This is a genomic window from Terrabacter sp. Ter38, from assembly GCF_024519435.1.
In the GTDB taxonomy this organism is placed as follows: Bacteria; Actinomycetota; Actinomycetes; order Actinomycetales; family Dermatophilaceae; genus Terrabacter.
The window spans coordinates 167930-181193 of the sequence record NZ_JALJRZ010000010.1; the positions used below are offsets into that span (position 1 = coordinate 167930).

Consider the following 13264-nt stretch of genomic DNA (forward strand, 5'->3'; position numbering starts at 1 on the left):
GGCGGGCTCGTGCGGTCGTGACGGGTGCGGTCAGGCGAGGGCGTCGATGATCTCGTTGAAGGTCCTCGACGGGCGCATGATCGAGGCGACCTTGGCTGCATCGGGACGGTAGTAGCCGCCGATGTCGACCGGGTGGCCCTGGGCGTCGACGAGCTCCTGGGAGATCGTGCCGATGTTGTCGGCGAGGGCCTGGGCCACGGGGCCGAACGTCTCGGCCAGCGCTGCGTCGTCGGTCTGCCGGGCGAGCTCCTGGGCCCAGTAGAGGGCCAGCCACACGTGGCTGCCGCGGTTGTCGATCTGGCCGACCTTGCGCGCCGGTCCCTTGTTCTCGTCGAGGAGCGTGCCGGTGGCCCGGTCGAGGGTCTCGCCGAGCACCCGCGCGCGGGCGTTGTCGGTGACGTCGGCGAGGTGCTCGAAGCTGACGGCCAGAGCGAGGAACTCGCCGAGGCTGTCCCAGCGGAGGTAGTTCTCCTGGACGAGCTGCTGCACGTGCTTCGGGGCCGAGCCGCCGGCGCCGGTCTCGAAGAGGCCACCGCCGTTGATGAGCGGGACGACCGACAGCATCTTGGCCGAGGTGCCGAGCTCGAGGATCGGGAAGAGGTCGGTGAGGTAGTCACGCAGCACGTTTCCGGTGACCGAGATCGTGTCCTCGCCCTTGCGGATACGCCCGAGGGAGTAGGCGATCGCGTCGGTCGGCTTCATGATCTCGATCGTCAGGCCGTCGGTGTCGTGCTCGGTGAGGTACTCGTTCACCTTGCTGATGAGGTTCGCGTCGTGGGCGCGGTCGGCGTCGAGCCAGAAGATCGCCGGCGTTCCCGTGGCGCGGGCCCGCGTGACGGCGAGCTTGACCCAGTCGCGGACCGGCACGTCCTTGGTCTGGCAGGCGCGCCAGATGTCACCCGTCGAGACGGCGTGCTCGAGCAGCGTCGTGCCGGACGAGTCGACGACGCGCACGGTGCCGTCTGACGGGATCTCGAAGGTCTTGTCGTGGCTGCCGTACTCCTCGGCGGCCTGCGCCATGAGCCCGACGTTGGACACCGAGCCCATCGTCGACGGGTCGTAGGCGCCGTTCGTGCGGCAGTCGTCGAGGACGACCTGGTAGATGCCGGCGTACGAGCTGTCCGGCAGCACAGCGAGGGTGTCCTGCTCGCCGCCCTCACGGTTCCACATGTGACCCGACGTGCGGATCATCGCCGGCATCGATGCGTCGACGATGACGTCGCTCGGGACGTGGAGGTTGGTGATGCCCTTGTTCGAGTCGACCATCGCGATGGCCGGGCCGTCCTCGAAACCCTTGGCGACGGCGGCCTCGACCTCGGCGCGCTCGTCGGCGGGCAGGCCTTCGACGGCCTTGAGCACGGCGCCCAGCCCGTCGTTGGGGGACGCTCCCACGGAGGCCAGTGCCCCGGCATGCGTCTCGAAGACGTCGGGGAAGAAGGCGCGCACGACGTGACCGAAGATGATCGGGTCGGAGACCTTCATCATCGTGGCCTTGAGGTGCACCGAGAAGAGGACGCCCTCGGCCTTGGCGCGGGCGACCTGCTCGGACAGGAAGTCACGCAGTTTCGCGACGTCCATGAACGTCGCGTCGACGACCTCGCCGGCGAGGACCGGGATCGACTCCTTGAGGACGGTGGTGGAGCCGTCGGCGGCGACGAGCTCGACGCGCAGCGTGTCGTCGGCCGGCAGGACGACGGACGTCTCGTTGTGACGGAAGTCGTCGGCACCCATCGTCGCGACGTTGGTCTTGGAGTCGGCGCTCCAGGCGCCCATGGAGTGCGGGTGCTTGCGGGCGTAGCTCTTCACCGACGCCGGGGCGCGGCGGTCCGAGTTGCCTTCGCGCAGAACGGGGTTGACCGCCGAACCCTTGAGCTTGTCGTATGCCGCCCGAGCCGCCTTCTCCTCGTCGGTGGACGGGTTGTCGGGGTAGTCGGGCAGGGCGTAGCCCGCGGCCTGGAGCTCGGCGACAGCGGCCTTGAGCTGCGGTATCGACGCCGAGACGTTGGGGAGCTTGATGATGTTGGCCTCAGGCGTCTTGGCGAGCGCGCCGAGCTCGGCCAGGGCGTCACCGATCCGCTGCTCCGGCTTCAGCGCGTCGGGGAACGCGGCGATGATGCGACCCGAGAGCGAGATGTCACGCGTCTCGACCTCGACGCCGGCCTGCTTGGCGAAGGCCGAGACGATGGGCAGCAGCGAGGCCGTGGCCAGGGCGGGCGCCTCGTCCGTGTGCGTGTAGATGATTGTCGAGTCCAACGCGGGTGCTCCGTTCGGGTTGCTGTTCGTGCCGAGATCCGGTCTTCGAGGATCCCCGAATTAATCTTGATGTCAAGATATCCGATGCGGGGCGACCGTGGGGCCGCCGTCCCATCCTGCCGGGGTGGCCTGCGCCACGCCAGAGACTCCCGGCCTAGGCTGGAGCGGGTGAGCACCGACCCGCGCAGCGACGCCGACGTCCCGGGCACCGATGGCGTGATCGACCCCGTGACCGCCCGACACCTGCGCCACCTGCTCGCGACCGAGCAGCGCCGCAGCCGTTTGCCCTCGGTCGCCGCCGGCATCGTGCGTGACGGCAGTCTCGTGTGGTCGGACGCCGTCGGCACGCTCGACGGGCGCCTCGGCGGGCAGCCGGCCGACACCGACACGCAGTACCGGATGGGCTCCATCACGAAGACCTTCGTGGCCGTGGCCGTCATGCGCCTGCGCGATGCCGGCCGGCTCGACCTGCTCGACCGATTCGAGGACCACGTGCCAGGCTCGCCGTTCGGCGGCGTCACGATCGCCCAGCTGCTCTCGCACGCGGCTGGGGTGCAGGCCGAGACGAACGGCCCATGGTGGGAGCGCACCCCAGGTGGCGACTGGGAGTCGCTTGCTGGGTCGGTCGCGGGATCGCCTGTGGGACAGCGCTTCCGGGCCGGGCGGCGCTTCCACTACACGAACGTCGGCTTCGCGGCGCTCGGCGAGCTCGTGGCACGGGCGCACGGCACCGACTGGTTCGACGTGGTCCGGCGTGACCTGCTCGACCCGCTCGGCATGTCCCGTACGACGATCCGCCCCAGCGGCCGAGCCGCTCAGGGCCTCGCGGTGCACCCCTTCGCCGACGTCCTGCTGCCCGAACCCGAGCACGATGCAGGAGCCATGGCCCCCGCCGGACAGCTCTGGACCACGGTGCAGGACCTGGCCCGCTGGGCCGCCTTCGCCGGGGGCGACACGGCCGAGCTCCTGTCGCCCGACACCCTCGCTGAGATGTACGAGCCCCACACGATCACCGACAACCCCGGCCAGCCCTGGACCACCGCCCACGGGCTCGGCTGGCAGGTTTGGAACGTCGACGGCACGAGGTATGCCGGCCACGGCGGCTCGATGCCCGGTTTCCTCGCGGGACTGCGCGTCGAGATCGAGAGCGGGGACGGTGTCGTCGTGGTCACCAACACGACGAGCGGGATGGGCCAGATCGCCTCCGAGCTGCACTCGGCGTTCGTCGAGCGCGAGCCGCGACCGCCCGCGCCGTGGTTCGCGTCGGGCGACCCGTCGACGCTCGAGCTCGTCGGCACGTGGTACTGGGGGCCGTCGGTGACCACGGCGAAGGTCGTCGGAGAGCACCTCGTGCTCGGTGAGCCCGGCCAGGCCCGGGGCTCGCGCTTCGTCGCGGACGGTCCCGACGTCTGGGTCGGGCTGGACGGCTACCACACGGGCGAGCCGCTTCGAGTCGTGCGTGAGGCTGACGGCACGCCCTCGCACCTCGACCTCGCGTCGTTCCGCTTCACGCGTACGCCCTACGACCCGGCGGGAGACGTGCCCGGCGGGGTCTCCGCGGACGGCTGGCGCTAGTGCCGGCGTCTCCCGACCTGTCCCGGCTCGTGTGGCCGCGGCTCACCGATCGCCTCCTGCTGCGCCGCTGACGCTCGACGACAACACGTGGGCCATGCTCCGTGACGAGTGGCCGGTCTGAGCGGAGGACCGGCACGCGTCAGGTGGTACCGCGCGATCGGGCGACGAGCGCCTCGATGCCGTCGAGGAGCAGTCCCAGCCCGTAGGCGAACTCCTCGTCGAAGAAGTCGTCGTCGTCGTCACCGAGGGCCTCGGGGCCGGCCGCCGCGAGCCGAGGGAAGGCCCCCGGGTCGATGAGGGCCCCGATGAGCTGGAGGTAGGCCCCTTGGGGGCTGTCCGGGTCGACGGGGCCGGTGAGTCCCATCTGGGTCGTCTGGCGCACGTGGTTCTGGCCCCACCCGTCGATGGCGAGGAGGGCGGACAGCCGCTGCTGGCTCGTCAGGGGCAGGCTTTCGAGAGCCTCGAGACCTGACTCCATCCAGCCGATCATGTTGGGGGTCAACGGTGGTGCGACCTGACGGACCTCAGTGGTCCACGGGTGGGCGAGGCGGCGGGCGCTGATCTCCGTGGCCCACCGGGTGATCCGTCCGCGCCAGCCCTCGTCGGCGGTGTAACGCAGGTCCGGCGCGCCGTAGGCGACGTCGACCATGACGGCGCACAGCTCGTCCTTGCTGTCGACGTATCGGTAGAGGGACATCGTCGTGAAGCCGACGGCCTGGGCGACCCTCTTCATCGAGATGGCGTCGAGGCCCTCGGCGTCGGCGATGGCGACGGCGGCGGCGCCGATCTCGGCGATGCTCCGACCCGGCTTGGGGCCTCGGCGGCCCTCGGGCTCACGTCCCCACACGAGCTGGAGGTAGCGGGGGAGGTCGGTCATGAGGCCATCCTAGTCAACTGCTTGCGTTATACGCAGATGGAGCGTAACTTTCCGTGTGCCACGTAAACACTATGCGATATACGCAGATTGTGAGGGGCTCTCATGTCCTCGTCCGTCAGCACCGCCCCGCGAGCGGGTCGCCGCGAGTGGACCGCGCTCGCCGTCCTCTGCCTGCCTCTGCTCATCGTCTCGATGGACGTCTCCGTCCTCTTCTTCGCCGTGCCCCACATCGCCGAGTCGCTGTCACCGAGCGCGACCCAGCTGCTCTGGATGTTCGACGTCTACGGCTTCGTGCTCGCCGGCCTGCTGCTGACGATGGGCGGTCTGGCCGACCGCTTCGGGCGGCGTCGGCTCCTGCTCATCGGCGCGCTCGCGTTCGGCGCCGCGTCGGTCCTCGCGGCCTACGCCCCGAGCGCGGGTTGGCTCATCGCCGCGCGTGCCCTGCTCGGGGTGGGTGGGGCGATGCTGATGCCGAGCACCCTCGCGATCATCCGCACCCTCTTCGCGGACGACGGCGAACGCGCGAAGGCGGTCGGCGTGTGGTCGGCGGTCATGGCCGGTGGGGTCGGCGTCGGTCCGGTCGTCGCCGGCGTGCTGCTCGAGCACTTCTGGTGGGGCTCGGTCTTCCTCGTCAACGTGCCGGTCATGATCGCGCTGCTCGTCGTGGCGCCGTTCCTGCTGCCCGAGTCCCGTTCGGTGACGAGCCGGGTCGACGTCGTCAGCTCGGTGCTCTCCCTGCTGGCGATCCTGCCCGTCATCCACGTGCTCAAGCAGCTCGTCGCGGACGGGTGGTCACCGGCGCTGCTGCCGTATGCCGTCGTCGGGCTCGGCGCGGGCGTGATCTTCGTGCGCCGCCAGTCCCGCATCGAGGTGCCGATGGTCGACCCGGGACTCTTCGCCCACCGCGGCTTCGGGGGCTCGATCGCCGTGCAGGTGGTCGCGATGTTCGGGGTCATGGGCAACGCCGTGCTCATGACGCAGTACCTCCAGTCGGTCCTCGGCTACAGCCCGCTCTCGGCCGCGCTGTGGAGCCTGCTGCCCTCCCTCGCGGTCGGAGCGGCGGCGCCCACGGCCGCCGCGCTGTCGCTCACGGTCGGGCGGCCGGTCGTCATGGCGGGCGGTTTCGTCGTCGCCGCCGCCGGGTTCGCAGCCATGAGGTCGGCCGGCGCCGAGTCGTCCATCTGGGTCGCCCTGGTCTGCGCCTCGCTCGTGGCCATGGGGCTCGTGTCCGTCGCAACGCTCGTGACGGAGTATGCGATCGGCGTGGCACCGGCCGAACGTGCCGGCTCGGTGTCGGCCCTCGTCGAGACGGCGGGAGAGCTCGGCGGAGCCCTGGGGATGGCGGTCCTCGGGAGTGTCCTCGGCGCCGTGTATGCCGCGCGCCTGGACGTCCTGCTGCCCGCGGGACTCCCGTCCGCAGCCCACGACGCCGCCCTGCAGACGCTGGGTGAGGCGGGAGTCGTCTCCGCACAGCTGGGCGGAGCGTCGGGTCGGGAGGTCCTGGAGGCTGCCCGGACGGCCTACGTCGACGGGATGCACGTCAGCGACGTCCTCGCGGCTGGCGTTCTCCTCGTCGGTGCGGTCGTCGCGCTCGCGGCGCTCCCGAGGCACCGCCCTGACGCACCCGCCGCCGACGTGCGCGAGGTGACCGGGCTGACGGCTGTGCCCCTCGAGTCCGCCCGGACACCTCGGTCGAGGTGACTCCCTGACGAGCAGGTGTGGGCCACGCGCCGGAAGGGAGTCCGGCGCGTGGCCCACGGTCTGCCGCGATCGACGGGGAGGGAGTCGATCGCGGCCGCACGAGCTGTCGAGGGGTCAGCGCTGGCGGAAGCGGGTCAGGGCTGGTGTGGGACTCGACGTCGTGGATGCGTCCCCACGGCCCGACCTCCGGTCGCACCTCATGTCCAAGGTTTGTCAAATGTTGACTCTTCGATTGAACGGCCGCTGCCAGCTGCTGTCAAGAGCTCGACCCAACTTTCACGAAGACGTCTGCGTCAGCGGCGGAGCGAGTGTCCTCCGTCGTCGTCGTCGAGGTGTCCGACGGGGTCGGGGGCGTCCGGCGCGGCCACCAGAAGCGGTCGCCGAGGACGACGGCGATGGCCGGGACGAGGAGCGTGCGCACGACGAGGGTGTCGAGCAGGACGCCGACGCAGATGATGACCCCGATCTGGGCCAGCACGACGAGCGGCAGCACGCCGAGCACCGCAAAGACGGCGGCGAGCAGGATGCCGGCGCTCGTGATGACGCCGCCCGTGGCGGCCAGGCCACGCAGCATCCCCTGACGCGACCCGTGCAGGCGGGACTCCTCGCGTGCCCTCGTCACGAGGAAGATGTTGTAGTCGACGCCGAGAGCCACGAGGAAGACGAAGGCGAAGAGCGGGGCGCTGTCGTCGAGACCCGAGAAGCCGAAGGCCTTCGTGAAGATCCACCACGAGGCGCCGACGCTCGCGAGGAAGGTCGCGACGACCGTGGAGACGAGCACGAGCGGGGCCACGACTGATCGGAGCAGCAGGCCCAGGGCCAGCAGCACGAGGGCGAGCACGATCGGGAAGATGACGAGCCGGTCCCGCGACGACGCCTCCGCCTGGTCGAGGGCCACGGCCTCGGTGCCGGCGACGTGGCTCTCCGGGAGCGACGTGAGTGCGAAGCGCAGGGCCCGCACGGTCTCGGTCGCCTCGTCCGACCCGGGAGCCGCCGCGACGACGGCATCCACCTCGGCCACGCCACCCGCCTGCTTGACGATGCGCGCGCCGGTGATGCCGGGGACGTCCTCGGCGGCGGTCGTCACGGCCTGCGGGTCGGCCGTCGTGACGATGACGGCGGGGTCCGCGCTGCCGGCGGGGAAGGACTGGGCCAGCCGCTCGCTCGCGGCGATGGCCTCGGGCTTGCTGAGGAACTGGTCGGCGGGCTTGAGCCCCGTGTCGATGGCCGCGATGCCGGCCGCCATGACGGCGAGCACGACGAGTGTCACGCTGATGATGCGCTTCGGGTGCGCGGCGACGCGGTCGCCGACGCGGCGCCACAGCGAGTGGCCGTCGGCGAGGGCGGCCTCGCCCTCACGGGGCACCTTGGGCCAGAAGATCCAGCGGTCGAAGAGGACGAGGGCCGCCGGGAGGACGAGCAGGACGAAGCCCGCCGCGACGACGACACCGACGGCGCACGCGAGACCCAGGCCACGCGTCGCCGGGAAGAGCGAGAGCAGGAGGGTGAGCAGGCCGATGACGACGGTGACGGCGCTCGACATCACGGCCTCGGAGGTGCGGCGCAGGGCCAGGGACATGGCCTCACGTCGGTCGGCGTGGCTGCGCAGCTCGTCCCGGTAGCGCGAGATGAGCAGCAGGGCGTAGTCGGTGCCGGCGCCGAAGACGAGGACCGAGAGGATGCCGATGGTCGACTCGTCCCAGACGATCGAGAATGCCGCGAGCGTGTGTGTCGCGACCACAGCTGCGAGTCGGTCCGCGACGCCGACGACGATGAGCGGGAAGATCCAGAGGATCGGGCTGCGGTAGGTCAGCACGAGCAGCAGGGCGACGACGGAGGCGGTGGCGATGAGCAGGCGGGTGTTGGCGCCCTCGAAGACCGCAGCGAGGTCGGCCTGCACTGCTGCTGGCCCGGTCACCTGGGCGGTGACGCCCGGAGGCAGGTCGGCCTTGACCACCTCTCGGATGTCGCCCACGAGTGCTGCCGTGTCCGTCGCGTCCGTGGCGTCGACGGGCACGATGGCGAGCGCAGCCGTGCCGTCCTCGCTGCGCTGGAGCGGGGCACGACCGGCAGCGGGGACCTCGGCGACGCGTCCCTCGACGGCCGTCAGGTCGGCGGCGGTCAGTGCCCCCGAATCCTTGCTGAAGACGACGACGGCCGTGGAGCCCTCGGCCTCCGGCAGACGATCCCGCAGGGCGAGTGCGGCTGCGCTGTCGGATCCGATCGGCAGGGCATCGGTCGAGGCGGAGGTGCGCTGCGCCTCGCCCACGGCGCTCGCGACGCCCATCGCCCCGGCCAGGGCCAGGACGACGATCGCCACGGCCCACCACTTGCGCGTGATCCTGTCGGTCACCGAACGCACACGACACCTCCAGTTAAGATGGTTCATCGGGTTACTTAGAAGATTACTAAGTTGGTGAGTGACATTAGCAGCAAACAGACCGCCGGCAAACAGTCGGCCCCGCAGCGTGCCCGTACATCGCGGGGCTCGACGCTCGGGGACGTGCAGCCCGTCCGGGGCGAATCGCGCCCCGAGGTCGGCCTCGTCCCCGGCGTGCCCGCATGGCGCACGACGGGCACGCTCTCGGCACTGCAGGAGCTCGTCGAGGTGTCCGAGACCGTCCCTGCCGTCGTCGCCCGCAAGGCGGGCCTCAGCACGTCGGAGCTGCATTCGCTGCGTCACCTCATGCGCGGTCCGATCGGCCCGGTCGACCTCGCCAAGGTCCTCGGCGTGACCTCGGCGGCATCGTCGGGCGTCGTCGACCGTCTCGTCGGCCACGGTCATGCCGAGCGCCGCTCGCACCCCGGCGACGGCCGCCGCACCGAGGTCGTCATCACCGAGAGCGGCCGCGCCGAGGTGCTTGCCCGGATGACCCCGATGTTCGAGAGTCTCGCCGCCCTCGACGCGACCCTGTCCGAGGGCGACCGCGACGTCGTCGAGCGCTACCTCAGGGGCGCGACCGCCGCGATGAAGAACCTCATGGCCTGAGGCTCAGGCCGGTAGCTGCCCCCTGAGCAGGCTGTCGCCCGAGTGGGCCGGCTTGTCGTCGAACTGCTCCTTGGAGATGTCGACGACGACGTACCCCTGGTCGATGAGCGCCTGGCTGATCGGGAAGGTGCCCGTCTCCCCGGGTCGCAGCACCCCGACGGAGACCATCCGCTTGCCGTCGGCGTTGATGAGCCAGACCTCGAGGTAGCCGTCTCCGGCGTCGAGCGGACGGTCGGTGACGACGGTGAGGTCGAGCCCGTCTCCGGTCCGCACGACCGAGGCCTCTCCCTCTCGTTGCCGCGTGTCGAGGGTCTTCAGGGCGACCTGCGAGACGCTTCCGCTCTCGTCCGGGCTCCAGATGGCGCGCCCGGCGAGCAGCCCCACAACGAGGCTGGCCGCCACGAGAGCGGCGCCCCACGCTGCGGCCCGTCGGCGCGTCACACGAGCGGCGCCCGCCGAGATCGGTGTGACCGTGGCGTCCGCGGGGCCGGGTTCAGGGGCGTACGCCGTTCCCGCCGTCGCGGTGTCGGGCACCTCCGCCCTCAGCGGGTCGTCGGCGTCGATCTGGGCGGTCACGCGGGCCCAGACGGCGTCGTCGGGAGCGTGCCACCCGGCATACGACTCCGATCCGGAGGCGAGGCGCGCGGTGCGACGCAGCTGCTCCACGGACGCGGAGCACACGGCGCACTGCTCGACGTGGGCAGAACGATCGGCGTCGACCGGCTCGCCCAGGGCGAGGTCGACGAGCTCGTCGTCAGTCGGATGCGACACGTTCCACCTCCTTGAGTCGGTCTCTCAGCTCGAGTAGTCCCCGCCTGACGTGGCTCTTCACGGTGCCGAGGGGCATCTCGAGCGTGCGGGCGATGTCATCGTGCGTGCGATCTTCGATGAAAGCCATTCGGAGCACGGTCGCTCGCGGATCGCCCATCCGCTCCAGCTCGTGGACGAGGAGCAGTCGCTCGGCCCAGTCGGAGTCGTGCGGGGTGGCCGGTTCGGTGACCACCTCGGACGCGAGAGCCTGCAGGTTGCGATGGGCGCGGTAGCGCTGCGTGCGCACGTCGGCGACGCGGTGCTTCGTGATGCCCACGAGCCACGCCGCCGGCGACCCACGCTCGGGTCGGAGGGTGCCGCGTCCCCGCCAGGCGGCGACGAAGACCTGTTGCACGACGTCCTCGGCGTCCTCTCTGGTGCCGAGGGCGCGCAGGGCGACGGTGTGCACGAGCGGGGACCAGCGGCGGTACATCTCGGCGAGGGCCTCGCGGTCCCCACCGGCCAACCGGACGGCGAGCTCGGCGGACTCGATGTCAGGGTCGTCGTGCACGTGCACCGACCCACCTAACCACGTCCGGCTCATCGGAGCGGCTCGGCGCTCACGAGGACGTTCGCGTCGTAGCGGCGCTGCTCGCGGTCGAAGTCGCCTCCGCACGTCACGACGTGGAGCAGTGGAGGTCCGTCGCGCGCGAAGAGGGCGGCGAGATCGAGCGTCGTCTTGCGGACCTGGGTCACCGATGTCACGGCATATCTCCTGCTCACATCGCCCGACCGCACCGTGATGACATCGCCCGTGCGCAGCTCCCCAACAGCCGCGATGGGGCCGATCCCGTAGCCCGGCATGTCGAGGTGCGCGGCCAGCACCGTGGACCCGGCGTCGTCGCCCGGCCGCGGGCCGTAGCGGTACCAGCCCACCTGCGCCGGCGTCTCCGGCAGAGCCATCTCGCCGTCCCGGGCGACGCCCACCGGCACGACCCGCATGTCGATGCCGAGACGGCGGATCGTCAGGCGGTCGGGGGCCGCCGCGGTCGCGCCCACCTGCTGCGTCGCCGGGCGGACCCCCGGTGGTGTCGGACCGGCCGAGCCGTCCGTCCCCGCCGGCGACCCCGACTGCGGGGCATGGGTCGCGGCGTCGCCGGCGGTGGGTGCGGCGCTGCGGGTGACGCCCGACTCGGACGCCGGTGGGAGGGCGGCGTCCGAGTCACGCGTCAGCCAGGCCACGCCCACGCCCGCCAGGAGGGCGGCCGCGAGCGCGGCGGCCACCCCCCTCGACGGGCTCGACGCCCGGGCCCGGGAGCGGCCGGGTCCGGGGTCGACGGTGCGGTTCATCTCGGGCGTTCGCGACGGTGCGTAGCGACTCAGCGGGCCCGGACGGCGCGGCGGCGCGAGACGAGGACGAGGCCGCCCGCGGCCGCAGCGGCACCGATGACGGCCGCGTAGCGGGCCACCTCCGAGGTCTCCCGAGCCGCGGCGGCCTGGCCGCCCGCCCCGGCCGGGACGCCACCCGGGGCCGAGTGCATGCCGGAGAGGGTCTGGACGGCGAGCTTCAGGTTCTTGTCGGCGGCGCTGCCCCACGCGTACACGATCGTGTTGGTGCCCTCCTTGAGGTCGAGGTCGGCCGGGCCGATCGCGACGGTGTCGGTCCCCGCGAGGACGACGTCGGCCGAGATCGTGCCGGCGGGCAGGTCGGCCTTGGCCTCGTTCGGGTTCGTGAGGTTCTTGAAGGCCGCCGTGCCGTTGGCCCGGACGTCGACCGCGGGGGCGGCGGCCGTGTGGCGCACGGTGATGCGCGCCTTGCCGGCATCGATCGTGGACGTGTCGTTGACGAACGGTGTGAGGACCGGCTTGCCGGCCTCCGACAGGTGCGCGACGACGGTGACGTTGGCGCCGCCCGGCACCTTGAGGTCGTTGGCCTCGATGACGGCTGCGCCGCCGGCGCCCGCTCCGGCCTGCGTGACCTTGAGGTCGTAGGTGCCCTCGGGGAGCATCAGCGGGTCGGTGAGCGTGCCGGGCTTGAAGTCCGTGAGGAGGGGCTTGCCGTTGGCGTAGACGTCGACCGTCGCGCCGGGCACGGCGTGGAGGATCGAGACCGTGGCGTCGGCCGCGTGGGCCGGGGCGGCGAGGAAGGCGGCCGGGGCGAGGGCGAGGGTCGTGGCGGCGGCGATGCGAAGCGACTTCATGGTCGTTCCTTTCCAAAGGGGCGAGTGCTCGAGTGCGACGGGGCCGCGCTCGCGTGAAAGGTGCGTCCGGGAGGGGGGCGGTGGTGTGCGGTGCCGACCTCGGGGGCGGTACGGGAGGGCGTCAGAGGTCGGCCGGTCGCAGGACGAGGACGATGCCGTGCGCGATCTGCCGGTTGCCCTTGTTGATGTCGAGCGCCCGCGGGTTGAGCAGCGGGTCGGCATCGTTGCGGTCGCCGTCGACGAGGCGGACGAGCTTGAGCCAGCGCGACAGCACGTCGACCTTGATGCTCTTGCCGGGAAGCGCCGTCGCCAGCACGGCGCCGTCGGACCGAAGGGCCTGCGACGAGGTGACGGGGGCGCCGGGGACGACGTGATAGAGCAGGACCCGCTCCAGGGCGTCGATGCCGACGGCGCCGGCGAGGGCCGAGAAGACCTTCGTCTCGGAGCCGTACCAGCGGCCCGTCAGGTCGGCGGCGAGGACCTGGAAGGCCCGGTCGTTGGGGATGAAGGCCGTCAGCGGCACGTCACCCTGGGTCAGGAGGCGCACCGGGCTGTCGGGCTTGGCCGCGAGGACGGCGAGGACCGCCTCTGTGACGATGTCGTAGTCGTACCAGTTGCCGTCGAACTGGTTGCCGTCCGCGAGCAGCACGTCGGCAAGGCTCCTGGTTCCGATCGGGGTGGCTGCGGCGACCGCCGATGCCTGAGTGCGCGATGCGCTCGCTGCACTGGATGTGCCGGACGCAGCAGGAGCGGCGACGGCGGCAGGGACGGCGAGGGCGCCGGCCAGGGCCGCGACGACGGGGACGAGATGACGCTTCTTCACGGTCTGTCCTATCTTCGGGAGCGACGGCGTCGTGTGCCGTCTGCCCCTACTTCCGAGGACGTGCCGTGGAGGGATGCACCTGCCGCGAACTTTCT

At 71.5% G+C, this 13264-nt stretch carries 11 protein-coding genes; 3 read left to right on the plus strand and 8 right to left on the minus strand.

Annotation, left to right across the window (positions count from 1 at the left end):
* Positions 1-30 precede the first annotated feature (30 nt).
* Positions 31-2253, minus strand: a complete 2223-nt coding sequence (locus NR112_RS18775) for an NADP-dependent isocitrate dehydrogenase (protein ID WP_256795810.1) — start codon at positions 2251-2253, stop codon at positions 31-33.
* A gap of 168 nt (positions 2254-2421) precedes the next feature.
* On the opposite strand from NR112_RS18775, the gene NR112_RS18780 reads away from it, so the two are divergent.
* Positions 2422-3828, plus strand: coding sequence for a serine hydrolase domain-containing protein (locus NR112_RS18780; RefSeq protein ID WP_256795811.1), 1407 nt, complete (start codon positions 2422-2424; stop codon positions 3826-3828).
* Positions 3829-3967: 139 nt separating this feature from the next.
* Here NR112_RS18780 and NR112_RS18785 read toward each other — a convergent pair whose 3' ends face one another.
* Complete coding sequence (locus NR112_RS18785; protein ID WP_256795812.1) at positions 3968-4705, minus strand: TetR/AcrR family transcriptional regulator; 738 nt, start codon at positions 4703-4705, stop codon at positions 3968-3970.
* 102 nt (positions 4706-4807) lie between these two features.
* Here NR112_RS18785 and NR112_RS18790 point away from each other — a divergent pair, with 102 nt between their 5' ends.
* Positions 4808-6406 (plus strand): MFS transporter, encoded by a 1599-nt coding sequence (locus tag NR112_RS18790; protein WP_256795813.1) that lies wholly within the window; start codon positions 4808-4810, stop codon positions 6404-6406.
* Between the two features lie 256 nt (positions 6407-6662).
* On the opposite strand, the gene NR112_RS18795 is transcribed toward NR112_RS18790, so the two are convergent.
* The gene (locus NR112_RS18795) at positions 6663-8759 is read right to left on the minus strand and encodes an MMPL family transporter (RefSeq protein ID WP_256795814.1); all 2097 of its coding nucleotides are present in this window, start codon (positions 8757-8759) and stop codon (positions 6663-6665) included.
* A gap of 150 nt (positions 8760-8909) precedes the next feature.
* Between NR112_RS18795 and NR112_RS18800 the strand changes: the two genes are divergently transcribed.
* Positions 8910-9395, plus strand: a complete 486-nt coding sequence (locus tag NR112_RS18800; protein ID WP_256795815.1) for a MarR family transcriptional regulator — start codon at positions 8910-8912, stop codon at positions 9393-9395.
* A 3-nt stretch (positions 9396-9398) separates the two neighbouring features.
* On the opposite strand, the gene NR112_RS18805 is transcribed toward NR112_RS18800, so the two are convergent.
* The 5 genes from NR112_RS18805 to NR112_RS18825 all read right to left on the minus strand — a co-directional run bounded on the left by NR112_RS18805 (position 9399) and on the right by NR112_RS18825 (position 13169).
* Positions 9399-10166 carry an anti-sigma factor gene (locus NR112_RS18805; RefSeq protein ID WP_256795816.1) on the minus strand — a complete coding sequence of 256 codons (768 nt, stop codon included), beginning with the start codon at positions 10164-10166 and terminating at the stop codon, positions 9399-9401.
* A complete protein-coding gene (locus NR112_RS18810) occupies positions 10150-10716 on the minus strand; it encodes a sigma-70 family RNA polymerase sigma factor (protein WP_256795817.1) in 567 nt (188 codons plus the stop codon). The genes NR112_RS18805 and NR112_RS18810 overlap by 17 nt, the downstream gene beginning before the upstream one ends.
* A gap of 29 nt (positions 10717-10745) precedes the next feature.
* Complete coding sequence (locus NR112_RS18815) at positions 10746-11495, minus strand: class F sortase (protein WP_256795818.1); 750 nt, start codon at positions 11493-11495, stop codon at positions 10746-10748.
* Between the two features lie 29 nt (positions 11496-11524).
* Positions 11525-12346 (minus strand): DUF4397 domain-containing protein, encoded by an 822-nt coding sequence (locus NR112_RS18820; protein ID WP_256795819.1) that lies wholly within the window; start codon positions 12344-12346, stop codon positions 11525-11527.
* A 121-nt stretch (positions 12347-12467) separates the two neighbouring features.
* Positions 12468-13169 (minus strand): fasciclin domain-containing protein, encoded by a 702-nt coding sequence (locus tag NR112_RS18825; protein WP_256795820.1) that lies wholly within the window; start codon positions 13167-13169, stop codon positions 12468-12470.
* Positions 13170-13264: the final 95 nt, after the last annotated feature.